The 25,341-nt window shown below is 35.5% G+C and carries 17 protein-coding genes, 1 tRNA gene and 1 pseudogene; 9 read left to right on the forward strand and 10 right to left on the reverse strand.

Going from position 1 to position 25,341, the window contains the following annotated elements; translation table 11 throughout:
* The first annotated feature begins 148 nt into the window (after window positions 1-148).
* Window positions 149-1,330, forward strand: a complete 1,182-nt coding sequence (locus ACNH59_RS07970; protein ID WP_418262022.1) for a glycosyltransferase — start codon at window positions 149-151, stop codon at window positions 1,328-1,330.
* Between the two features lie 36 nt (window positions 1,331-1,366).
* Entirely contained in the window at window positions 1,367-2,044 is a 678-nt protein-coding gene (locus ACNH59_RS07975) for a PH domain-containing protein (RefSeq protein WP_418262023.1), read from the forward strand.
* Between the two features lie 82 nt (window positions 2,045-2,126).
* Here ACNH59_RS07975 and pckA read toward each other — a convergent pair whose 3' ends face one another.
* Window positions 2,127-3,725: a phosphoenolpyruvate carboxykinase (ATP) gene (pckA, locus tag ACNH59_RS07980; protein WP_418262024.1), complete on the reverse strand. Its 1,599-nt coding sequence runs from the start codon at window positions 3,723-3,725 to the stop codon at window positions 2,127-2,129.
* 64 nt (window positions 3,726-3,789) lie between these two features.
* Window positions 3,790-4,176, reverse strand: coding sequence for a DUF423 domain-containing protein (locus tag ACNH59_RS07985; protein WP_418262025.1), 387 nt, complete (start codon window positions 4,174-4,176; stop codon window positions 3,790-3,792).
* 221 nt (window positions 4,177-4,397) lie between these two features.
* Here ACNH59_RS07985 and ACNH59_RS07990 point away from each other — a divergent pair, with 221 nt between their 5' ends.
* Window positions 4,398-5,753, forward strand: coding sequence for a saccharopine dehydrogenase family protein (locus ACNH59_RS07990; protein WP_418262026.1), 1,356 nt, complete (start codon window positions 4,398-4,400; stop codon window positions 5,751-5,753).
* A 113-nt stretch (window positions 5,754-5,866) separates the two neighbouring features.
* Window positions 5,867-7,207, forward strand: coding sequence for a sulfatase-like hydrolase/transferase (locus tag ACNH59_RS07995; protein ID WP_418262027.1), 1,341 nt, complete (start codon window positions 5,867-5,869; stop codon window positions 7,205-7,207).
* 78 nt (window positions 7,208-7,285) lie between these two features.
* On the opposite strand, the gene ACNH59_RS08000 is transcribed toward ACNH59_RS07995, so the two are convergent.
* Window positions 7,286-8,674 (reverse strand): dipeptidase, encoded by a 1,389-nt coding sequence (locus ACNH59_RS08000; protein WP_418262028.1) that lies wholly within the window; start codon window positions 8,672-8,674, stop codon window positions 7,286-7,288.
* Window positions 8,675-8,787: 113 nt separating this feature from the next.
* On the opposite strand from ACNH59_RS08000, the gene ACNH59_RS08005 reads away from it, so the two are divergent.
* The 4 genes from ACNH59_RS08005 to ACNH59_RS08020 all read left to right on the forward strand — a co-directional run bounded on the left by ACNH59_RS08005 (window position 8,788) and on the right by ACNH59_RS08020 (window position 17,240).
* Window positions 8,788-8,869 (forward strand) — tRNA-Leu (locus tag ACNH59_RS08005).
* 445 nt (window positions 8,870-9,314) lie between these two features.
* A complete protein-coding gene (locus tag ACNH59_RS08010) occupies window positions 9,315-14,375 on the forward strand; it encodes a gliding motility-associated C-terminal domain-containing protein (RefSeq protein WP_418262029.1) in 5,061 nt (1,686 codons plus the stop codon).
* 61 nt (window positions 14,376-14,436) lie between these two features.
* Window positions 14,437-15,354, forward strand: a complete 918-nt coding sequence (locus ACNH59_RS08015) for a type IX secretion system membrane protein PorP/SprF (protein WP_418262030.1) — start codon at window positions 14,437-14,439, stop codon at window positions 15,352-15,354.
* Window positions 15,355-15,371: 17 nt separating this feature from the next.
* The gene (locus ACNH59_RS08020; protein WP_418262031.1) at window positions 15,372-17,240 is read left to right on the forward strand and encodes an OmpA family protein; all 1,869 of its coding nucleotides are present in this window, start codon (window positions 15,372-15,374) and stop codon (window positions 17,238-17,240) included.
* A 59-nt stretch (window positions 17,241-17,299) separates the two neighbouring features.
* Here ACNH59_RS08020 and ACNH59_RS08025 read toward each other — a convergent pair whose 3' ends face one another.
* Window positions 17,300-17,881, reverse strand: coding sequence for a tRNA-(ms[2]io[6]A)-hydroxylase (locus tag ACNH59_RS08025; RefSeq protein WP_418262032.1), 582 nt, complete (start codon window positions 17,879-17,881; stop codon window positions 17,300-17,302).
* 105 nt (window positions 17,882-17,986) lie between these two features.
* Here ACNH59_RS08025 and ACNH59_RS08030 point away from each other — a divergent pair.
* Window positions 17,987-19,230: pseudogene (locus tag ACNH59_RS08030) on the forward strand (glycosyltransferase).
* 172 nt (window positions 19,231-19,402) lie between these two features.
* Here the strand turns inward: ACNH59_RS08030 and ACNH59_RS08035 are convergent.
* The 6 genes from ACNH59_RS08035 to porV form a co-directional block, all read right to left on the reverse strand.
* Window positions 19,403-20,254 (reverse strand): IS3 family transposase, encoded by an 852-nt coding sequence (locus ACNH59_RS08035; RefSeq protein WP_418262033.1) that lies wholly within the window; start codon window positions 20,252-20,254, stop codon window positions 19,403-19,405.
* Window positions 20,255-20,268: 14 nt separating this feature from the next.
* Window positions 20,269-20,697: a helix-turn-helix domain-containing protein gene (locus ACNH59_RS08040; RefSeq protein WP_418262034.1), complete on the reverse strand. Its 429-nt coding sequence runs from the start codon at window positions 20,695-20,697 to the stop codon at window positions 20,269-20,271.
* 106 nt (window positions 20,698-20,803) lie between these two features.
* Complete coding sequence (locus tag ACNH59_RS08045) at window positions 20,804-22,438, reverse strand: pyruvate dehydrogenase complex dihydrolipoamide acetyltransferase (RefSeq protein WP_418262035.1); 1,635 nt, start codon at window positions 22,436-22,438, stop codon at window positions 20,804-20,806.
* A 5-nt stretch (window positions 22,439-22,443) separates the two neighbouring features.
* Window positions 22,444-23,442: a pyruvate dehydrogenase (acetyl-transferring) E1 component subunit alpha gene (gene pdhA / locus ACNH59_RS08050; protein ID WP_418262036.1), complete on the reverse strand. Its 999-nt coding sequence runs from the start codon at window positions 23,440-23,442 to the stop codon at window positions 22,444-22,446.
* A gap of 143 nt (window positions 23,443-23,585) precedes the next feature.
* Window positions 23,586-24,068, reverse strand: a complete 483-nt coding sequence (gene cdd, locus ACNH59_RS08055) for a cytidine deaminase (protein ID WP_418262037.1) — start codon at window positions 24,066-24,068, stop codon at window positions 23,586-23,588.
* A gap of 76 nt (window positions 24,069-24,144) precedes the next feature.
* Window positions 24,145-25,320, reverse strand: coding sequence for a type IX secretion system outer membrane channel protein PorV (gene porV / locus ACNH59_RS08060; protein ID WP_418262038.1), 1,176 nt, complete (start codon window positions 25,318-25,320; stop codon window positions 24,145-24,147).
* Between the last annotated feature and the right edge of the window lie 21 nt (window positions 25,321-25,341).

Consider the following 25,341-nt stretch of genomic DNA (forward strand, 5'->3'; position numbering starts at 1 on the left):
AATTTCACGTAAAAGTAACGATAATACAACTTATTATAAATTTTCATAATAAATAGACTGTAAATTATGTATTTCCATGAAAATAATTGCAATGGAGTAGGATTATTAATATATTTACTTTTCCCAAATTTAATAAATAATATACACTATGAAAATTTTAATTATAGATGATCAAGAATTAGTAGTGCTTTCTCTTGAAAAATGCCTTTTAGACTTAGGCTATGATGTCATTAGTGCTAAAAATGTATCTCAAGGGATAAGCGTTTATGACCAGGAGGCTCCAGATTTAGTTATTGCAGATATTAACATGCCTTTTGGAGAGGATGAGGTCATGGCTGATTTAAATGATAAATCTATAACAGAAGGCAATGGTCTTGAAATTGCCAGGTATATCAAAATTAAACTAGGGCATACAACCCCAGTGATGATATTATCAGGCAATACTAATGAAGATATTATCGTTAAAGGGTTTGACCTCGGAGTGGATGATTACATGAAAAAACCCTTGAGTTTGAGTGAAATTGGAGCTCGAGTAAAGAGGTTAATTGGGGCAGGAGATAAAACCATTACCGGTACAAAGAAAAATCAAATTATTCAAAACAATTGTATAGGCGTAGTAATTCCCTGCTACAATGAGGAGACACGCTTATTGAGCGATGAGTTTAAAAACTTTGTAGGGAGTAATTTAGGATACCATCTCTGTTTTGTAAATGATGGAAGCAAAGACAAAACTTTAGAAGTCTTAGAAAAATTACGAATAGGCAATGAAGATCATATTAGTATCTATGACTGTGAAAAAAATGGAGGAAAAGCAGAGGCTGTTCGTTTAGGGATGTTACATTTGGCAAAACAAGAACAATTCAATTATATTGGCTTTCTAGATGCTGATTTATCTACGGATTTTGAAGACTTCAACGATTTAGCAACCACAATTTCCAATTCAAATTTCAAAATCGTAAGTGGATCGCGTATGGCGCGTATGGGAGCAGATATTACTAAAGAATCAGCTCGAGCAATAATTAGTAAAATGATTAATTTTATCATTCGAAAAACAATTGGTATGGAATTTAATGACACTCAGTGTGGCGCTAAAATCATGACCAAAGATGTTATTGATAACACTTTTCAAACGAAATTTTTAACTAAATGGCTCTTTGATGTAGAAATTTTCATGAGAATGAAAAAAATATATGGTGATGAAGAAACAAAAAAAATGGTTTGCGAGCAACCTTTAAAAAGATGGATTCATGCTGATGGCTCTAAGTTGTCTTTTAAAGATTCTTTGAAAATTGTTTTTCAAATTGGACAAATTGCTGTGTCTTACCGATAAAAATTACCTAACAATAAAAAAGTAGCTTTTGCTTATATGAAAGATCAAATAAAAAAGTTTTTGAACGAAGATCAAGATCCTAAAGCGATTGAAAAAATCACTACCAAATTACAGGATTTATTGATGAAAAATGAGGAAGTAGGATATATTGGGGTTCAAAAAAAGCCTGCTATAACCGTTTTTCCGGATAGTATTGTATTGACTAACAAACGTATTATTTTGTGCAAACCTAAAAATTTAGGATTGTCGATGGACTTTGTAGATTACGATTGGGAAGATGTGGCGGGGGCTTTTGTAAAAGAAAATTTGTTGGGTTCGGAGTTTTCATTTGCTACCAAGACGGATTTGACAATTTCTATTGATTACATCCCGAAAACACAAGCTCGAAAACTATATACTTTTGCCAAAGAGCAAATGGATAATTTGAAAAACATTTCTAATGCTACTACAATCTCTGTTCAATCAGCAATAGAAGAAGATGTAGAGGAGCTAGAAACAGAAGAAGTAACTCATTTTGCCGAGATAGTTTCAACTGAACCTCCTGTTTTTCATACTCCTGTTTCAGGAAATTCTAATCAAGAAAAATTATTGAAAGATTTATCAGCAGACGAATTATTTGAAAAACTGCAGAATTATAAAAAACTCTTAGATAACGGTTTGATTTTGCAAGGGGAGTACGATGCGCTCAAAAAAGAAATTATGAGCTATATGTAGTTTATGGTCAATATGTGGGAAAACCTTACTTCTAAATGAAAATTTATATAAGTAAGGCTTTTTTATTTGGGTTCAGTTGCTGTTATAAGGTAGGTGCGCCACTTAAAATTTCCTCATTGGCATAAGCTGAAAATTGTTTGAAATTGGCTTGGAATTTTTGGGCTAATTCGACGGCTTTACGATCATACAATTCTTTATCAGTCCAAGTGTTTCTTGGGTTCAAAATTTCGCTTGGAACATTAGGGCATGATTGTGGTATTGCTACTCTAAAAACCGAATGTTGTTCATAATTCACTTGGTTAAGTTCTCCATTTAGAGCGGCATCAATCATGGCTCGGGTATATTTCAATTTCATTCGGCTTCCAGTACCATATGCACCACCTGTCCATCCAGTGTTGATAAGCCAAACGGTTGCGTCGTCTTCTTTTATTTTTTGGCTTAACATTTCGGCATACCGAGTAGGGTGTAAAGGCATAAACGGAGCGCCAAAACAGGCCGAAAAATTGGGTGTAGGTTCTGTAATACCAGCTTCTGTTCCAGCAATTTTGGCGGTATAACCTGAAATAAAATGATAAGCTGCTTGACCCGGAGTTAGTTTTGAAATAGGAGGGAGTATCCCAAAGGAATCTGCAGTTAAGAAGAAAATATTTTTTGGATTACTACCGATGGAACCTGGTTGGATATTGTCAATATGCTCAATTGGATAACTTACTCGAGTATTGGGAGTTATGGAAATATCTGTATAGTCAACCTCATTTGTTCCTTTTTTGTACACAATATTTTCTATTAAAGCTCCTTTTTTAATTGCTCTAAAAATATCAGGTTCATTTTCTTCAGTTAGGTTGACTACTTTGGCGTAACAGCCACCTTCAAAATTAAAAACTGTGTTTTCTTTTGTCCAACCGTGTTCATCATCGCCAATTAATTTTCGTTTGGGGTCAGCTGATAAAGTAGTTTTTCCCGTTCCTGATAGTCCAAAGAAAATAGCAGTTTCATTATTATGCCCCACATTGGCACTACAATGCATTGAAAGTACATTGTGTTCAACTGGTAAAATAAAATTTAAAGCAGAGAATATTCCCTTTTTCATCTCACCCGTATAGCCAGTGCCACCTATCATAGCAATTTTTCTATTGAAATTTAAAATAGCAAAATTGCCTTGTCTGGTATGATCAGTAGCAGGGTCAGCAAGAAAACTTGGAGCGCAAATGACCGTCCAGTCGGATTCAAAATGCTCTAATTCTTCTTCATTAGGCCTTAAGAACATATTGTGACAAAACAAATTAGCCCAAGCTGTTTCAGTGACTACTCTAATGTTTAAGCGGTATTTTGGGTCAGCGCAAACATAGGCGTCCCTTACATACAGTTCCTTTTTAGATAAGTAAGCGGTGAGTTTGTTGTATAAGGCATCAAAGTGTTGGGGTTCAAATGGGATGTTGATTTCTCCCCACCATACTTCGTTTTTAGTTATAGAATCTTTGACAATAAATCGGTCTAAAGGAGAGCGTCCTGAAAATTTTCCAGTATTTATAGCAAGTGCTCCTGAAGAAGTTTCTGTTCCTTGACCACAGGCGATGGTTTTTTGATGTAATTCGTCGGCGGATAGTTGATAGTGAATTTGCGCTTCAAGGATGCCCATATTATCAAGTGAAATAGGCGGATTAGAGATATTGTTTTTCATAAACAGTACAATTTAGTGTTCAGCTTTATTTACACTAAAGATAACCATTTATAGCCGAAAAAGCTTAGGATTTAGACTTAAAATAATGGAGAAACAGGACTCCCCAGCCCAAAATTATCAAGAAACCACCAATTGGGGTAACAAAACCAATTGTCTTAAAATCAAAAGCCGTCAAATAGTTGGTTGCCAGTCCATAAATAGAGCCCGAAAACAAAAGAACTCCAATTACAATAAGATAAAAAATAGTGTTTTTTGCTTTTTCTGAAAGAATCTTAAAACTAGGTAATAACAATAAAAAAAATGCCTGATACATTTGGTAGCGTACCCCTGTTTCAAAAGTTACGAGTAATTCAGGAGTAAGTATTTTTTTTAAGGCATGAGCTCCAAAAGCGCCCAAAATGATAGCGACCATTCCCATTAATGCGCCCGTATAGATTATTTTTTTATCCATTTTTAATTTTTTGAAATACAAAAGTATTGTATCTCAAGCTAATTTTAGTCAAATCCGACTTGGAATTTTGTACATTTTGAAGAATTATTTGAGCCCGAAGTGTTGAGGTCATCCTGAGAAAGGTTCTAAACACAAACTCGTGTATAATTCCTGTTTTTATTATCATTAAAAACACAGTATTCAAAGTCTCTTTTTGTAAATTTGTTAAAATCCCCATTCGCATGAGAACCATATTAATTATAGGAGCTGGACGATCTGCTTCCTCTTTGATACGATATTTGTTGCATAAATCAGCTACAGAACATTTGCAATTAATTATTGCTGATTTATCTTTAGAATTGGCGCAAAATAAGACACTCAATCACCCAAATGCGAGAGCGATGGCTTTGGATATTTTTGACAAAGGACAAAGGCAAAATGCGATACAACAAGCTGATTTGGTTGTTTCTATGTTGCCAGCGCATTTACATATTGAAGTGGCTAAAGATTGTTTGTTTTACAATAAGCATATGGTTACGGCTTCTTATATCAGTGATGAATTGCAAGCCTTGGATAAGGAAGTGAATGCTAAAGGTCTTGTCTTTATGAACGAAATAGGTCTCGATCCTGGTATTGACCACATGAGCGCTATGAAGGTTATTGATGAAATAAGGGGAAAAGGCGGAAAAATGTTGTTGTTTGAGTCTTTTTGCGGGGGATTAGTAGCACCTGAATCAGATACTAATTTATGGAATTATAAATTTACTTGGGCACCTCGAAATGTAGTTTTAGCAGGGCAAGGTGGTTCGGCTAAATTTCTTCAGGAAGGAACTTATAAATACATTCCCTATTGTAATTTGTTCCGTAGAACAGAGTTTCTGGAAGTAGAAGGCTACGGAAGATTTGAGGCTTATCCAAACAGGGATTCATTAAAGTATAAAAGCGTTTATGGTTTGGATAATGTATTGACACTCTATCGAGGTACCATTCGAAGAGTTGGTTTTTCCAAAGCATGGAATATGTTCGTACAACTTGGTATGACAGACGATAGTTATGTGATGGAAGATTCCGAAACCATGAGTTACCGTCAATATGTAAATTCTTTCTTGCCTTATCATCCTACAGATTCAGTGGAAATCAAAATGCGTTTCATTTTGAAGATTGATCAAGACGATATCATGTGGGAAAAACTAGAAGAACTAGATTTGTTCAATGATAAAAAAATAGTGGGTTTGCCAAATGCGACTCCAGCCCAAATTCTTGAAAAAATCCTAAAAGACAGTTGGACACTGGAACCCTCCGATAAAGATATGATTGTGATGTATCATAAATTTGGTTTCGAACTCAATGGTAATAAACAACAAATTGATTCTAAAATGGTTTGTATTGGTGATGATCAAACCTATACAGCAATGGCTAAAACGGTAGGCTTACCTGTTGCCATAGTTAGTCTGTTAATATTAAACGGAAAAGTTACAACGCCAGGAGTACAACTTCCCATTCGAAAAGAAGTATACGAGCCCATTCTAAAGGAATTAGAAGATTATGGGGTGAATTTTAATGAAGTATTGACGCCTTATTTTGGATACTCCATCTAATTTGTACCACATTATTATTTATTTGGAAACCGAATGGATTCTTAAAAAGTAACGTCTAAAGGATAGTTACTTTATGTTTTTAAAGAAATAGATAAATAGGTAAAAGTTGTTTTATGAGTACATTTAGAAAAAGAGGCCTTCTGTCGTTGTTGTTTTTGTCTATTCTTTTGTCATGTGGCAGTACTGATTCCAGTTTAGATTCAGCTTTAATAGAAACTACTACTCAATCTACCAATATTGTATTTATCATCGCTGATGATATGGGTTGGGATGTTTTTGGGAAATATGTTGGTGATTCTGGAAATAAAGCGAAAACGCCTATTCTTGATTCTTTGATGACTAAAGGGGTGACTTTTACTAATTTTTGGGCAAATCCAGAGTGTTCCCCAACAAGGGCTGCAATACTTACGGGTAGATTTGGTTTTAGAACCAGTGTAGGTGGGGTTGAAGTTCCGCAAGTTGGGTATTTAAAAAGTACTGAAGCCGTAATTCAGAAATACATCAACGATAAGACTTCTAATGCTTATTCGACTGCATTAATTGGAAAGTGGCATGTGAGTTTGAATTCTCAATTAGATGCTCCTGAGAGCTTTGGGATTCAATATTTTTCGGGTTTTTTAAATGGTAGCGTACAAAATTATTACAATTGGACACAAACCAGTAATGGTGTTCAGTCAAATGTAACTACTTATACAACCACACATTTTGTCAATCAATCTGTGGATTGGATGAAAAAGCAAACCAAACCTTTCTTTTTATGGTTGGCATTCAATGCACCACATGCCCCTTTTCATAGGCCGCCACTAAATTTAATTTCTGATCAAACATTAAGTGATAATGCTTCTGCGATAACTGCTAATCCATTCCCGTATTATTTGGCTGCGATTGAAGCCACGGATAAAGAAATTGGGCGAATGATTCATTCTATGAGTCCAGCGCAGAAAGAAAATACTGTTTTTGTGATTATTGGCGATAACGGAACGCCGCCGAGAGTAGCCAAAACACCTTATACTTCTTCAAGAACCAAAAGTACCTTGTATCAAGGTGGCGTAAATACCCCGATGATTATTTGTGGTAAAAACGTAAGCCGTAAAAATCAGATTGAAACGACTTTGGTACAGGCACCAGATCTGTTTGTGACTTTTGCTGATATCGCAGGGACAGGAACGACTACTTACCAAGATGGTGTAAGTGTTAAACCTTTTTTGTCGAGTTCATCGGTGGCCAAAAGAAATTTTGTGTATAGTGAGTTGTTTACTTCTTTAGGTAATTCTAATGAAGGATATGCTCTGCGTAATGAGAATTATAAATTAATTCATTTGAGTTCTGGAACCGAATATTTTTATAAAATAGATACCGATCCTTTTGAACAAACTAATTTATTATCTGGAGATTTGTCTTCAGAGGCACAACAGAATTTGGATAATTTGCGCCAAATTAAAACGGGATTGTAGTTTTGTCCTTTTTTGAGTTAGGGAACCCCATAAAAATAAGTCCGTTTACTGATAGTGGACGGACTTTTTTTGGTTTTTCTATTTTGATAATTCGACAAAATATTTATAAAATAACGGAATGGTTTCGATTCCTTTAAGATAATTGAAGATCCCGAAATGTTCGTTTGGCGAATGAATGGCATCACTGTCTAGGCCAAATCCCATCAAAATAGTTTTGCTGTTTAATTCTTTTTCGAACAAAGCGACGATTGGGATACTTCCTCCAGATCGAACTGGAATGGCAGGAGTCCCGAAGGTTTGGGTGTAGGCCATATTTGCGGCTTTGTAACCAATGCTGTCGATAGGTGTTACATAACCTTGTCCACCGTGATGAGGCTTCACCTTAACGGTTACGCCTGCAGGTGCAATGGCTGTAAAATGTTTTGTGAATAATTTGGTGATTGCAGACCAATCTTGATTAGGAACCAAACGCATGGATATTTTGGCAAATGCCTTGCTTGCAATAACGGTTTTGGCACCTTCGCCAGTATAACCGCCCCAGATTCCGTTGACGTCAAGTGTTGGTCTAATCGAATTACGCTCGTTAGTGGTATAGCCTTCTTCGCCATAAACAGCATTTAAATCCAGTGCTTTTTTGTATTCTTCGATATCAAAAGGGGCTTTGGCCATTTCGATTCTTTCTTCGTTTGATAATTCTTCTACATTGTCATAGAAACCAGGAATCGTAATGCGGTTGTTCTGGTCATGAAGCGAAGCAATCATTTTGGATAAAATATTAATCGGGTTGGCGACGGCTCCACCATAGAGACCAGAATGCAAATCACGGTTGGGTCCTGTAACTTCGACTTCAACATAACTCAAGCCACGCAGTCCAGTGGTGATTGAGGGTTGTTGATTGGAAATCATTCCAGTGTCGGATATCAAAATGACATCGTTTTGGAGTTTTTTGGAGTTATTCTCAACAAATTTTTTGAGGTTGACACTGCCAACTTCTTCTTCGCCTTCAATCATGAATTTGACATTGCAGGGCAAACAGTCGTTTTTAATCATGTATTCAAATGCTTTGACGTGCATGTACATTTGTCCTTTGTCATCACATGCGCCACGAGCAAAAATGGCGCCTTCGGGATGAGTTTCGGTAATTTTTATTTGGGGTTCAAATGGGGGAGAAGTCCACAATTCGATTGGGTCAGCGGGTTGTACGTCATAATGGCCATAAACAAGAACAGTGGGTAAGGAGGGGTCGATTGTTTTTTCAGCATAGACAATTGGGTAGCCATCAGTCTCACAGATTTCAACAAAATCGCAACCTGCTTTTTCTAGGCTTTCTCTGATGGCTTCGGAGGTGTCAATGACATCTTGTGAAAAGGCAGGGTCCGCACTAACGGATGGTATTTTTAATAATTCGATAAGTTCCTTGATAAATCGTTCTTTGTTTTCTTGAATGTAGTGCTTAAGGTTGTCCATATTTTAAGTAAACTTTAGGTACTTTCAAAAATACAAAAAAATGATAAATAATTTTTTTCAAAAATTACTTTGTATATTCGAACTTATGATTATATTTGCACCCACAATAACGCGCGGATATGGCGAAATTGGTAGACGTGCCAGACTTAGGATCTGGTGCCGCAAGGCGTGTAGGTTCGAGTCCTATTATCCGCACTTTTAAGAACTCAATTATCTTTCATAAGATAGTTGAGTTTTTTGCTTTTAGAAGTTAGCAGCTGGTTTTATTGAATCAATAATTATCTGTGATGCTTCTGCTTTTATCTGTTTATTTGTAATATCCTTTTGGAGTTGATCCTGTTTCTAGTCCTTTTTTATACGAAGTTAATTTAAAGTATTCCACTATGATTCTAGGTGATAGCAACTTGAGAAGGTTGGCTAGAGGATGTTAAATTTTGGGTTATTTTAAAACACAAAAAAACTACATTTAAATATCTGCTTCAGTATTTTGGCTTGACCTGTTTTTAAGACATTATGATGTTATTAACATATTATTGTTAATATTTAACAGGTTTTTTTACTATTGAATTAAGTTTTTAATAAAAATAATGCTTTACTTTTATAGATATAATTTCTTTTTTATTAAAATAAATTTTTTTTTATGAAAAAAAAAATACTCATTGTCTTACTGATAAGTTTATTTTTAGGCGAACAGTTAGCTGCTGAAAATTTAAATGACCACATTTATAGTAGTATTATTAAAAAGGAACTTGCTTTGAATAGTGTTCTTTCAGATACTGTTAAAAGAAAGAATATTACAGCAAAGCCTTCAGGTGTTAAAGCTATAATTCCGCCACCGCTAACTACAGCTGGGAGTACTTGTAAGGATGCTTCGCAAGGGGCTGTTCAGGTTTTTCTTAATGCTTCTGGAGGAAGTGGCGATGTGCTGGAATGGTATGCAAGTCAAGATTCTTCTATTTTGTTACATTCAGGTTCTATTTATGCACCTGTAATAAGTAAAACAACAACTTTTTACGTTAGAACTCGTTCAGGATCTGATTTTAGTATTAGGGTCCCTGTAGTAGCTTCTGTTTATACAAATCCACCGCCGGTTAGTTTGTCAGTTTCTCCTTCGACTAATCCTATATGTCAAGGTACCATGGTTACGTTTACAGCTTCAGGTGGTGCAGATTTTTTTGAGTTTTCAGTGGATGGTATAGTTGTTCAATCTATGTCTGCAAGTAATACTTATTCTACTAATACCTTGGCAAGTGGCCAAACTGTTAAGGTTCGAACTCGTTATGGTGTTGGTTATGATGGTCAGATGGCGGAAACAGCTTGGGGGACTGGAGTTGTGGAAGATAATATTCTTTCTGCAGCATTATCGCCAAATGCACAAGATGGTTATGTTAACTCAATTAAAGTTAGTTCAACTGAGGACAGCATCGTTTTTGGTGTTTCGGGTAAATTAAATAATAACAGAAGTATGTTGTTGTTTTTAGATACTAAACCAGGAGGTTTTAATATTGCTAATTATGGTGATGAACCAATCACATCGCAAAATGTAAAGGGATTTAATTATTTTAATAAAAGCACTCTAGGTGTTTTTAATACTTTTGATTCCTATTTTTTTCCTGATTACTGTTTAGCTATTTCATCTAATGATGGAGGAATTACTTATTTCGCTGATATTATAGAGTTGAAAACAGGTACTTCTACAAAAGTTAATTTAGGGACAGCCTCAACAGGTAGTCCTTCAGCTTCGTTTGGTGTTAATTCGGGTAATACGGGAATTAATGATTTTGATTTAGGTTTTGAAGTTGGTGTTTTGAAATCACTAATTGGATATGTAGTAGGAGATATTAAATTTTTCGCTTTAACAATGAGGGATGATGATTTGTCTAATTACAGTGTGTCTAATTCATTTTTGAGTCCTGAAAGAACTAAAAACACTGATTTTGGAAGTGTTCCGGTCGATTATAATTTTGAGAATCCTAATCCTGTTGTTGTTTCTGGTGATGCTTTGAGACCTTGTTATAGAGAAGATTCAATAACAATGACTTTTGTTGATCAGCCTACTACTGCTACTGTGGGTTCTGATCAAAATGTTTGTACACTAACCAGTAATTCATTAGGAGGGAACGTCCCTACGGTGGGAACTGGTAAATGGAGTTTGAAGTCTGGTCCCGGTACTGTTGTTTTTAGTGATGATACCAGTGGCTCTTCTACTGCTACTGTAAGTGTGCAAGGTTCTTATGTGTTTACTTGGACAATATCTAATAGTGTATGTACTCCTTCGACTGCTGATGTTTCTGTTAATTTTCAAGATCCCTTAATTATTCCTACAGCAGTTAACGTGACGCAGCCAACTTGTGCTATACCATCAGGTAGTATTAGTATTGATACTCAATCAGGAGTTGATTATAGTTTAGACGGGATAATTTTTCAATCTTCAAATGTGTTTTTAGGCTTGACACCAGGTAATTATACATTGTATGTTAGAAGTCTTGCAAATACTTCATGTGTTACCGCATCTAGTAGTTCAACAACTATCAATGTTGTTCCTGTTCCTCCAGCTGACCCTACGGCTTCTAGCGTAGTTCAGCCTACTTGTGCTAGTCCATCAGGTGTAATAACGATAACTGCTCAACCAGGAGTTGAATATAGTTTGGATAATGTAATTTTCCAATCTTCAAATGTTTTTTCAGGTTTAAATCCAGATAATTATACTTTATATATTAGAAGAATTGCTGATAATAGCTGTGTCACTTCCTCGACGTCACCAACTGTTATTAATGCAGTGCCTCTTCCTCCTGTTGAACCTACTGCATCAAATGTCGTACAGCCTACTTGTGCAGTACCTACGGGAAGCATTACAATAACTTCTCAATCTGGTGTTGAGTATAGTGTCGATGGCGGTACTTACCAGTCTTCAAATGTATTTACGGGATTGCCACCTAATAGTTATACTTTATATGTTAGAAATGTGGCTGATAATACATGCTTTGCGGTATCTCCATCAACTACTACTATAAATTCAATACCACTTCCTTTAGTGGTGCCAACTACGTCTAATGTCACTCAGCCTACTTGCGCAGTGCCAACAGGTAGTATTTCTATTAATACACAAGCAGGTGTAGAGTATAGTTTGAATGGTACAGTGTATCAATCGTCAAATGTTTTTTCAGGCTTAGTACCTAATAACTATACATTATATGTTAGAGGTATTGCAGATAATACATGTGTAACTCCTTCTTCTGGTGTAATAACAATTAATGCAGTTCCGCTTCCGCCTGTTGTTCCAACAGCTTCTAGTGTAACACAACCAACATGTGCGATTCCAAGTGGAAGTATTACTATTGCTACTCAATCAGGCGTAGAGTACAGTGTTAATGGCTCAACTTATCAGGCATCGAATGTATTTTCTGGGCTGGTACCAAACAGTTATACACTATATGTTAGAAATACTGCAGATAATACTTGTGTTTCTAGTTCTAGTACTGCTACTACGATAAATGCTGCTCCAATTCCACCTACAGCTCCTACAGCATCTAATGTAACACAACCTACTTGTGCAGTTCCAACAGGAAGCATTACCATTACAAGTCAGTCAGGAGTGGAATATAGTTTGAATGGAACGGTGTACCAATCTTCTAATGTGTTTGCTACTTTAGCTCCGGGTAATTATACGTTATATGTTAGAAGTATTGCTGATAATACATGTATTACAGCTTCTGCAACAACAACTTCTATAATTACGGCTATTCCACCTACTGTTCCTACTACATCAAATGTTACGCAGCCTACATGTGCAGTGCCATCAGGAAGTATTTCTATAACTACTCAAACTGGTGTAGAATATAGTTTAAATGGAACAGTGTATCAATCGTCAAATGTTTTTTCAGGCTTAGTACCAAATAACTATACTTTATATGTTAGAAGAATTACAGATAATACATGTGTTACTCCTTCTTCTAGTGTAATAACAATTAATGCAGTTCCGCTTCCGCCTGTTGTTCCAACAGCTTCTAGTGTAACACAACCAACATGTGCGGTTCCAAGTGGAAGTATTACTATTGCTACTCAATCAGGCGTAGAATACAGTGTTAATGGCTCAACTTATCAGGCATCGAATGTGTTTTCTGGGTTGGTGCCAAACAGTTATACACTATATGTTAGAAATACTGCAGATAATACTTGTGCTTCAAGTTCTAGTACTGCTACTACGATAAATGCTGCTCCAATTCCACCTACAGCTCCTACAGCATCTAATGTAATACAACCTACTTGTGCAGTTCCAACAGGAAGCATTACCATTACAAGTCAGTCAGGAGTGGAATATAGTTTGAATGGAACAGTGTACCAATCTTCTAATGTTTTTGCTACTTTAGCTTCGGGTAATTATACGTTATATGTTAGAAGTATTGCTGATAATACATGTATTACAGCTTCTGCAACAACAACTTCTATAATTACGGCTATTCCACCTACTGTTCCTACTACATCAAATGTTACGCAGCCTACATGTGCAGTGCCATCAGGAAGTATTTCTATAACTACTCAAACTGGAGTAGAATATAGTTTAAATGGAACAGTGTATCAATCGTCAAATGTTTTTTCAGGCTTAGTACCAAATAACTATACTTTATACGTTAGAAGAATTACAGATAATACATGTGTAACTCCTTCTTCTAGTGTAATAACAATTAATGCAGTTCCGCTTCCGCCTGTTGTTCCAACAGCTTCTAGTGTAACACAACCAACATGTGCGGTTCCAAGTGGAAGTATTACTATTGCTACTCAATCAGGCGTAGAGTACAGTGTTAATGGCTCAACTTATCAGGCATCGAACACTTTTACAGGTTTAGCGTCTAACAATTACACCTTGTATGTGAGGAAAATTGCAGATAATACTTGTGTGGCTCAAAGTGCAATAACTACTGTAATAGATCCAAGACCAGCTTTGCCAGCAGTTCCTACAGCTTCTCAAATTGTTCAAACCAGCTGTGATCAAGCTGGAACTATTAAGATAACACCACAGTCGGGTATTCAATACAGTGTTGGTAACGGTTTTCAAAATAGTCCAGATTTTACAAATTTATCTCCAGGTAATTATATTTTGAGTGTACGATTTGCCGCTAGTCCTGCTTGTATAACAAATGGGCCTTCAATAACGATTAATCCGGTTCCTTCACAAATACAGTTTGAATCTAAAAATGAATGTGAAGATAAAGATTATATAGTGTCAGCTTCACCGTTGAATAATTCTTATGATAGGAATGCGGTAGATTATGAATGGAGGGATAATTTGGGTAATATCGTTGGTACTAATTCAGAGGAATTAAATGTGACTAACGTTGTGAATGCCATGACTGGTATAGTTAGTTATCCTTTAACTTTCAGCTTGAAAGTAAGCTCTAGTGCTACACAATGTTCAACTACTAATAATATCGTTATTGAATCTGTTTTTTGTAACATTCAAAAAGGTATTTCTCCAGACGGAAATGGATCAAATGATTTCTTAGATTTGAGAGTTATGGATGTCAAATATTTGCAAATTTTTGACAGATATGGTAAACGTGTTTATGACCAACATAATTACAAAGATCAATGGAAAGGGCAGTCTGATAAAGGCGATGATTTACCAAGTGCAACCTATTATTATGTAATTGAATTTAATAATGGAAAAATGAAAACAGGTTGGATATATCTAATAAGGTAACGGAGAATTAAATAGAGTTATGTCAATTGTGAGAATTGACAAATCAAAAAACTAAAATGATATGAACAAAATATTTTTAACCTCTTTATTGGTTCTGATCAGCTATATTGAAACGATAGCACAGCAAACTCCTCATTATACACAGTATATGTATAATATGAACGTTATGAACCCAGCTTATGCAGGCTCTAAAGAATCGATTTCTCTTGGGATGTTATACAGAAAACAGTGGGTGAATATTGAGGATGCTCCTACATCATTTACTTTTGCGGGTCATGGTAAAGCTGGTCGTAATGTAGGTCTTGGTCTTTCTTTTATTTCTGATAAAATTGGTCCTATTGAAGAACAAAACGTTTATGGAGATTTCTCATACACTATAAATCTAAATGAAACACATAGGCTGGCCTTGGGTTTGAAAGCTGGTGCTACTTTTCATAAAGTGGGATTGAGAGATATTCAGTCTACTTTACCAGATCCTTCCGAAGGAGTATTTGGACAAGATATAAATGATGTGACATTTAACTTTGGTTCAGGAGCATTCTATTATACGGATAAGTATTATTTAGGTTTTTCTATTCCCAATATGATGGCTTCAAAACATCTAGATTATAATGGGAGAGAATATGGATCTGATGTTTTGCATTATTTTCTAACAGGGGGATATGTTTTTGATTTGAATAGCAATCTCAAATTTAAACCTTTTTTTATGTTGAAATCTGCATTTAATGTGTCACCTTCTTTAGATCTTTCTGCCAATTTTTTGTTTAATGAAAAATTTGAATTGGGAGCAACCTATAGATTGCAGGATAGTTTTGGAGCGATGATTAATTTTGCCGTTTCTCCAGAATTACGAATTGGCTATGCTTACGATCATATTATATCTGACATAAAGACGACTGCTCCATCATCTCATGAGTTTATTATTCTTTATGATATATTCTCAGCTAAAAAAGTATCTCGTTCTCCTAGATTTTTCTAATATTAAAATTCTATTTAATGAAAAAAAATACGCTATTATTGTTTTTTGTACTGCTTACGGTTACCGTTTCAGCGCAAAATAAAGATACAAAGACTGCAGATAAATTATTTGACAGATACGAATATGTAAATGCAATTCAGGAGTATCTTAGTTTAACTGAAAAAGGACATTCTGATAGCTATATCTTTAAGCGATTAGGAGATTCCTATTATAATATTTACAATACCGTTGAAGCTGAAAAGTGGTATGCCAAAGCTTTGCAATCCAAGCAAGATGCTGAAACTTATTACAGATATGCTCAGGTGCTAAAATCCAACTTAAAGTACGGTGAGTCTAATCAGCAAATGAAAACTTTTGCATTAATGAAACCATCGGATGAGAGGGCTATAGCATTTATGAAAAACCCTGATTACTTGCCAAAGTTAATCGATATTAGTAAGTTGTTTGATGTTGAGAAACTTAGTGTGAACTCAGTAGATAAGTCTGATTTTGGGGCTTTACTTTTTGGAAACACCTTATACTTTGCTAGCTCTAGAAATGAAAACAATGCTGTTTATGGGTGGAAAAATGAACCTTTTTTGGATATTTATCAATCCAATTACAATGAAGATGGTTCACTAGGGGAACCTACTCTAGTTAACGATTTAAATACTAAATATCATGAAGGTCCTGTTTCAATCTCAAGTGATGGAAATACCATTTATTTTTCAAGTGAAAGTTTTAAGGATAATTTATTTGTAAAAGATAAAGTAAAGAAGTTGAAAATTGGACAAGTTAACTTGTTTAAAGCTACTAAAATCAATGGGAAATGGACTAATATAGAGCCATTACCTTTTAATAGCAAAGAATATTCAACAAGTAATCCATCGATTTCTAAAGATGGAAAGACCTTATATTTCTCCTCAAATATGCCCGGATCAATTGGAGGTATTGATATATGGAAAGTGGCAGTTAACGAAGATGGTACTTATGGAAGTCCAGAGAATTTAGGCGCCAAAGTTAATACTGTAGGAGATGAAAGTTTTCCTTTTATTGCGGAAGATAATGTATTGTATTTTGCTTCAAATGGATTGATTGGTTTTGGTGGTTTCGACGTTTTTTCTTTTGATTTAGGGAAAAATGATCAACCGAGTAATGTTGGGAAACCTATAAATTCTGAAAAAGATGACTTTGCATTTACTTTTAACAAAGAAAAAAACATAGGATTTGTTTCTAGTAACCGATTGGGTAATGATCATATTTATAGTTCTATTCCAGTAAAAACAGCTAAGATTTTGACCATCGTGACGAACGCTAAAACTAAAGAACTTCTGTCAGATGTTAAAGTGGTTATTTTAGATGAATATAAAAACGTTTTGGATACTAAAAACACAGATACCTTAGGTGAGGTTTCCTATGACGTTGAAAACAATAAAGCATATATGATTGAAGCTTATAAGGATGGCTACGTGTATAAATCAGTGACTGTTGATAAATTCAAAGAATCTAAGACTACTGTTCGTGTTAGTTTAGATCCAATTGATATGATTGTTACAGAAAATGAAATTGTTTTGAATCCAATTTATTTTGAATTCGATAAAAACAATATTACACGTGAAGGTGCTGCTGAACTTGATAAATTAGTTTACGTAATGCAAAATAATAAAGATTTAGTCATTGCTGTTAAGTCTCATACTGATTCAAGAGGTTCCAAAAAATACAACGATGACCTTTCTGAAAGAAGAGCCATATCTACAGTGCAGTATGTAATTTCAAAAGGTATATCCTCCGATCGAATTTCAGGAAAAGGTTATGGAGAAACAGAATTAAAAGTTAATTGTAAAGAATGTACAGAAGAAGAGCACGCAATAAACAGACGCTCAGAGTTTCTGATAATTAAGAAATAGATTTTAATGTTTTACTTGTCCAAAAAGGCGAATTCTATTAGAATTCGTCTTTTTTTTGTTTATCCGTGAACAGTTTCGTTTTTGCCGTAATTACTAATGATGGATGTTTCATATTCAATCCAAGCGGACCAGCGTTTGTCAACATCCACATTGTCGGCATATTTTCTAGCAAAGCCTAGAAAGGTTGTGTAATGTCCTGCCTCGCTAATCATTAAATCACGATAAAATTTAGCTAATTCGGGGTCTTTAATATTCTCAGATAAAACTTTGAATCTTTCACAACTTCTGGCTTCTATCATTGCTGAAAACAGTAAACGCTCACACAAAGCATCGTTTCGGCTTCCATCTTTTTTCATAAATTTAAAAAGTTCGTTTACATAGCTGTCTTTGCGTTCACGACCAAAAGTCAGTCCTCGTTTTTTGATAAGGTCATGCACCATCTGAAAATGTTCTAGTTCTTCTTTGGCAATCACCATCAATTCAGTAACCAATTCTTCTTTTTCAGAATTTTGCGTAATTAAACTTATCGCGTTCGAAGCAGCCTTTTGTTCGCACCAAGCATGATCGGTCAAAATTTCTTCAATATTTGATTCTACGATATTTACCCATCTTGGGTCGGTGGCTAATTTTAAACCTAACATATTTCTGAATTTAGTTTTACAAAATTAATGTTTTCTAATAGAATAATGGTTCAAATTATGGTAATGCAATATAAATAGCATTATTTTGCAATAGAAATCATAGTAATGAATCAAAACAACAAGCTTTTAGTTATCGGTTTTGTATGGCCTGAGCCTAATTCTTCAGCGGCTGGGGAAGAATTTTGCAGTTAATCTCTTTGTATAAAGAAATGGGCTTTCAAATTACTTTTGCCAGTGCTGCTCAAGACAGTGATTTTATGGTAGATTTAGAATCATTGGGTGTTGATGAAAAATCCATTACACTAAATTCTGCCAGTTTTGATGAATTTATAAAAGATTTGAATCCTGCAATTGTATTGTTTGATCGATTTATGATTGAAGAGCAATTTGGATGGCGCGTAGCTGAAAATTGTCCCCAAGCATTACGGATATTAGATACTGAGGATTTGCATTGTTTGCGGTTGGCTAGGCAAAAAGCTTTTAAAGAAAAGAGAGAGTTTGAACTTTCAGATTTATTAGTGGAAGAAGTTGCCAAACGTGAAATTGCCAGTATTTTACGTTGTGATTTGTCATTGATGATTTCGGAATATGAAATGGAATTGCTCAAAACGACTTTCCGAATTGATACTGCTTTATTGTATTATTTGCCATTGCTTTTAGAATCGAATGCTATTCCTGATTTAGAAAAATTGCCTTCTTTTGAAGAACGTCAGGATTTTGTTTTTATCGGTAACTTTCTTCATGAGCCTAATTGGAATGCTGTTCAGTATCTCAAAGAAACAATTTGGCCACAGATAAAAAAACAATTACCAACGGCAGTTTTGAATGTTTATGGTGCTTACCCTTCGCAAAAAGTATTGCAATTGAATAATGCTAAAGAAGGTTTTTTTATTAGAGGTCGTGCTGCGGATGCAAATGATGTGGTTAGAAAAGCAAGAGTAGTTTTGGCTCCTTTGCGTTTTGGTGCTGGTATAAAAGGAAAATTGCTCGAAGCTATGCAATGTGGAACGCCATCGGTTACAACTGCTATTGGCGCCGAATCTATGCAAGGTGTTTTGCCATGGAATGGTTTTGTAATTGACAATCCTGAGTTGTTTTCGGAGAAAGCAGTAGAATTATATCAAGATAAAAATCTTTGGCTACAAGCTCAAAAAAAGGGTGTTGCCATTATCGAACAACGTTATTTAAGAGAATTGTTTGAAGAAGATTTTGATAAACAAATCAAGTTTTTAGTTTCAAATACAAAGCAACACCGTTTGAATAATTTTATGGGAGAGTTATTACAGCATCATACTTTGAAAAGTACCAAGTATATGTCGAAGTGGATTGAGGAGAAAAATAAAAGTTAATGTTTTTTTATTGCATGAGGGATGGGAGCGGCATCCTTTTATGTAATGTAATGGAATAAAAGATAGAGCGTACAGCCCGACCGCACTGTAACGATAGTGGAAGTGGGGACATGCCCAAATGTCTAGTCCTGAAAAAGTGATACAGGATTAATAATAAATAAAAGTACAATTTTTAGACAGTAGTAAGCATAGGTTTACTACTGTTTTTTGTTTTATAAGTTCTCATTTTGATTTTGTTTTGTTTATGCATCTGATTGGGTGTAAGCATGTAATTAGAATAATGAGGTCTGATTTCATTATAGATATTAATAGCTTTCTTTACAACTTTTTGCATGATTTCTGTTTTTTGATTGTATTTATCAATCTTAAATTCCTGCTTTAAAATACCATTAACCCTTTCTGCTACTGCATTTTCATAAGGGTCCGAATTTTGTGTCATGCTACATACAACTTTATTTTTATCAAGCTGTTTTTGGTATTCATGGGCACAATATTGGATACCTCTGTCAGAATGATGTATCAACGGTAAGTTTTTGTTATTTCTGTGTTTAAGAGCCATTTTTAAAGCTTTCAAACTGCTTTCTGTATTCATATTATCAGCAACATAATACCCCATGATCTTTTTAGAATAAGCATCTGTAACCAAACTTAAATAACATGGATTATCTCTTTTCCCTATATAGGTTATATCAGATACCCAAACCTGTTCAGGCCTGTTAATTTGTAAATCTAAAATCTGATTTTGATGTTTTCTAAATCGATGATGTGAATTAGTTGTTACATGATAACTTCGTTTAGGCTGTATTAATAAATGATTAGCTCTGAGTATATCAAAGAATTTATCTCTTCCTATTTTCATTAGTTGAAGTTTATCCAGCAGAAGATAATATAGTTTTCTTGTGCCTACTCTAGGCATTATCTCTCTGATATCATTTACCATTGAAATTACTTCTTTGGCTTTGCTTTGTTTGGATGCTCTTCTTCTAATTTTTCGATAATAAACCTGTCTGTCTATCCCGAACAAATAACAGGTAAACGCTACTGTTTTTTGTTCTTTTTTTCTGAAGTAGTCGATTGTTCGGGTGGAGAGTTTTTTCGTATATCGATGTGATATTCTTTCTCGGCTAGATCTATCATCATATCAAACAAGATCGCTTTTTTGTCTGCGACATAAGCTTGTCGTTCCAAAAGAGCCTTTTGTTTTTCTAATAACTTGACCTGAGCTTCAAGTTCCATGATCTTCTGTTGCTGTGACTTTGGCATATTTAAACGAGATTGGTTTTCCCAATCGAAGTTACCAAATTTTCGTAACCATTCTATAACAGTCTTTCTACATTGAATGCCGTATTTTTTTGTAGCCTCTGTTGCTGTGAGATCACCTTGTTCTATTTCTTGAACAACCTGAAGTTTAAAAGACATCGAATAGTCTTTTTGAGTTCGCTTTACATAATTAGTTTTTAATTCCATAACGATGTTTTTTGTGTATCGTTATTTCAGGACGGGACAAAATAGAAATAAAAAACCCGTCAAGATTATTTCAAGACGGGTTTCTAGTTTTGTATTGAATCAGTAATTATGCAAGCATCGTTACAGGGTTTTCAATGTATTGTTTTAATGTTTGTAAGAACTGTGCTCCAGTTGCTCCATCGATAGTACGGTGATCACAAGCAAGAGATAACATCATTGTGTTTCCAACCACGATTTGTCCGTTTTTAACCACTGGTTTTTCTACGATTGCTCCTACTGAAAGGATAGCAGAATTAGGTTGGTTGATGATAGAGTTGAATTCAGTGATTCCAAACATTCCTAGGTTCGAAACAGTGAAAGTACTTCCTTCCATCTCTTGTGGGCCTAGTTTTTTGTTTTTAGCTCTTCCAGCAAGATCTCTTACACTTGCACCAATTTGAGATAAACTCATAGCATCAGTGAATTTCAATACAGGAACAACTAATCCGTCTTCAACAGCTACGGCAACTCCAATGTTAACATGGTGATTGATCGTGATTGCATCAGCTGACCATTGAGAGTTGATTTTTGGATGTTTTTTCAACGCTAATGCACAAGCTTTGATTACCATATCGTTGAAAGATACTTTGGTATCTGGAACGCTATTGATAGTAGCTCTAGATTTCATCGCTTCATCCATAGTCACTTCAATTACTAAGTTGTAATGTGGTGCAGTGAATAAAGATTCAGATAAACGCTTAGCGATGATTTTACGCATTTGCGAATTCTTAATTTCTTCAGTGTAAACTTCTCCTGCAGGTACAAATACTTGAGGTGCAGCAGTAGTTTCAGTTTTTGCAGCAGCGGCTTGTGGAGCAGCAGCAGGTGTGAAGTTTTCGATATCGCTTTTTACGATACGTCCGTTTTCTCCAGTACCTTTTACTTGAGCTAAGTTTACTCCTTTGTCACTTGCAATTTTCTTAGCAAGTGGTGAAGCGAAAATTCTTCCACCATCTGCAGATGTAGCAGTAGCTGGTTCTTGCGTTGTGGCAGTCGCAGCAGCAGGTGCAGCGGCAGTAGTAGTTGGTTTAGCTTCTTCAGTTGGTGCAGCAGGAGCAGATCCTCCAGCTTTGATTCCTTCAGCAATTCCTGAGATGTCAGTTCCTGCAGGTCCGATGATAGCTAATAAACTATCAATTGGAGCTGTATTCCCTTCTTCAATTCCGATATATAAAAGAGTTCCTTCATTGAAAGACTCAAATTCCATAGTAGCTTTATCAGTTTCAATTTCAGCAAGGATATCCCCTTCACTAACTTTATCACCTACTTTTTTCAGCCAAGTAGCTACGGTTCCTTCAGTCATAGTATCGCTCAAACGAGGCATTGTTACTACAACTACGCCAGCTGGTAATGTTGCAGGTGCAGCAGCAGCTTTAGTTTCTGTTGGTTTCGCTTCTTCAGTTGAGGCAGCTGGAGCTGGAGTAGCAGATTCACCACCAGCTAAAAGTGCTGAAATGTCTTCGCCTTCGTCTCCGATGATTGCCAATAAAGAATCGATAGGAGCAGTTTCTCCTTCAGGAATTCCAATATGTAAAAGAGTACCTTCGTTGAAAGACTCAAATTCCATTGTTGCTTTGTCTGTTTCAATCTCTGCTAGGATATCTCCTTCGCTTACTTTGTCACCTACTTTTTTAAGCCAAGTCGCTACCGTTCCTTCCGTCATAGTATCGCTCAAACGAGGCATAGTTACTTTAATTGCCATATTTTTTATAATTTATGAGGTAAAAATGGATAATCTTCTTGTGCGTACACTACATCGTACAATTGTTGAACTGGTGGGTAAGGAGAGTTTTCTGCAAAATCAACGCATTCTTGAACTTTGTCCTTAACTCTTTGGTCAATAATTTCGATTTCTTTGTCTGTAGCGTATTTTTTATCCTTAATTACATCTAAAATTTGAGTAATTGGATCTATTTTTTTGTATTCTTCTACTTCTTCTTTAGAACGATACAACTGTGCATCAGACATTGAGTGTCCTCTGTAACGGTATGTTTTCATTTCTAAGAAAGTTGGTCCGTCGCCACGACGAGCTCTTTCGATAGCCTCAGTCATTGCTTCAGCAACTTTTACTGGGTTCATTCCGTCAACAGGTCCACAAGGCATTTCGTATCCTAAACCTAATTTCCAAATGTCAGTATGGTTTGCTGTTCTTTCTACAGAGGTTCCCATAGCATATCCGTTGTTTTCAACGATAAAAACTACTGGTAATTTCCATAACATAGCCATGTTGAAAGCTTCGTGAAGCGATCCTTGACGGGCTGCACCATCACCAAAATAAGTCATGGTTACTCCGCCTGTATTGTTGTATTTGTCTCCAAAAGCCAATCCAGCTCCTACAGGAATTTGTCCACCTACAATTCCGTGTCCACCATAAAAACGGTGTTCTTTAGAAAAGATGTGCATCGAACCTCCCATACCTTTAGAAGTACCGGTTTCTTTTCCTAAAAGTTCCGCCATTACTCTTCTAGGGTCAACACCCATTCCGATAGGTTGTACGTGATTTCTATAAGCAGTAATCATTTTGTCTTTTGTCAAGTCCATTGCATGTAATGCACCTGCTAATACCGCTTCTTGACCATTGTACAAGTGTAGAAAACCTCTAACTTTTTGTTGAATGTATAATGCCGCAAGTTTGTCCTCAAACTTTCTCCAAAGTAGCATGTCTTCGTACCACTTCAAATAAACCTCTTTTGTAACTTCTTTCATCTAGATTATTCTTTTGCTAAAGTTTTTATTGTATTGTCAATTGTAATCTTATCGCAAAATAGTGTAATGGAACAAATTTGCGAATTGCAAAAATAGAACATTACAATTAAGAACTAAAATTTTAATGCTGATTTTTAGTATTATTACAAGAGGTTTTTGTTAAATAATAGCGGTAATAAGTTTTTTATGGAATCAGATTTGTATATGTCGCCAGATTCTCCTGTAAAATAGATTTCGATAGGCCTGTCTTGTTTAAGTTCGTATTCTGCGATGGATTGTCTGCAGGCTCCACAAGGAGGGATGGGGGTTTTTGTTGGGTTTAAGTCTGAAGCGGCTGTGATGAATACTGTTTTTATTAGAGTGTTAGGGTATAATGTACCTGCTTGAAAAATGGCAACCCTTTCTGCACACAATCCCGATGGATATGCTGCATTTTCTTGATTTGTTCCCAAAATAATCTCGCCGTTTTCTAATAATATAGCTGCACCTACTTTAAATTTTGAATAGGGAGCGTAGGCTTGAGATCGGATTTGAATCGCCTTTTGCATCAAATTCTGTATTTCGATAGGTAATTCGGCTGTTTTGGAATAAATTGTAAACTGATTGGTGATGGTAATTGTTTTCATTTTTCTTTTGTTATATAAAAAATCCAAATTTCATTTTTTTGAAATTTGGATTTTTTATATGCAGTATTATTTATTCTTAGTAGCGTTCGTATTTGTCACCGAAATTAAGAGTTAGAGAAAAACGCAACGTGTTTTCAAGCGGGTTTTTTACTTTTGATGCGGAAAATAAGTAGGATACGTCGATTTTTACAGTAGTGTATTTAAAACCAGCTCCTAAAGAGAAATATTTTCTAGCTCCTTTTAATGCGCTTTCGTTAAAATAACCTAATCGCATAGCAAAGGAATCTTGGTATAAGTATTCGGCTCCTAAGGCATAAGTTACTTCTTTTAATTCTTCACCAAAGCCATCAGGTGCGTCTCCAAATGATTTGAATATACCAGATGCCCATCCGATAGAACGGTATTCTTCTTTTGCGATAGCTGTATCGTCTCCATTGACAACGTTATCACCATTTAAATCAACGCCAAACTGTGGTGTAGGTACTAGTAGTTTATTTATTTCAGCGTTGACAGCAATTTTATTGTAATCATCAAATATGAAATCAAATCCAGCCCCTAGTTTTAGATTAGCTGGTAGAAAATTTGAACTGATTTCGTCATTATCATAACTGATTTTTGGGCCAAGGTTTTGGATGTTAAATCCTGCTCTCCATCTTCCATTGAAGTCTGTGTAGGCAACTTCATCAGATTCGTAAAATCCAGCCACATCAATAGCAAAGGAGTTGGCTGCAGAAGCATCGTTGTTACTATCGGCAACCTTTAAATTAGAACGAATGTATCTTCCAGCTACAGCCATTGAGAAAGTTTCACTTAATTTTAGAGAGTATGAACCATCAATGGCGAGCTCGTTTGGTGAAACTTTATTGGTTATTTCATTTGGCTCTCCAGTTTGTCGTAATTCAATTTCTCCAAAACTGAAATAACGTAGGCTGGTTGCAAAAGCAGAACGTTCGTTAATTCTATTATAGTAGGTTAATTGTCCTAGTGCGATATCATTTGCCAAGTCTGTAAGATAAGGAGTGTAGCTTAGCGAAACGCCTTGCTTATCTGTTGCAAATGCGTATTTAGCCGGATTCCATTGTTGTGAAAATGCATCTGTAGAAGTTGCTACACCAATATCTGCCATACCGGCAGCTCTAGCATCTGCTGAAACCAATAAAAAAGGAACACCTGTAGTGATTACCCTGTTCTCTTGGGCTTTTGCGAATGAAAATACTAGTAAACAGCTAGTAAAAAGAATTATTTTTTTCATTTTTAACGTAAAGTTTATTTG

It is taken from the genome of Flavobacterium faecale, from assembly GCF_048320115.1.
Classification (GTDB): Bacteria; Bacteroidota; Bacteroidia; order Flavobacteriales; family Flavobacteriaceae; genus Flavobacterium; species Flavobacterium faecale_A.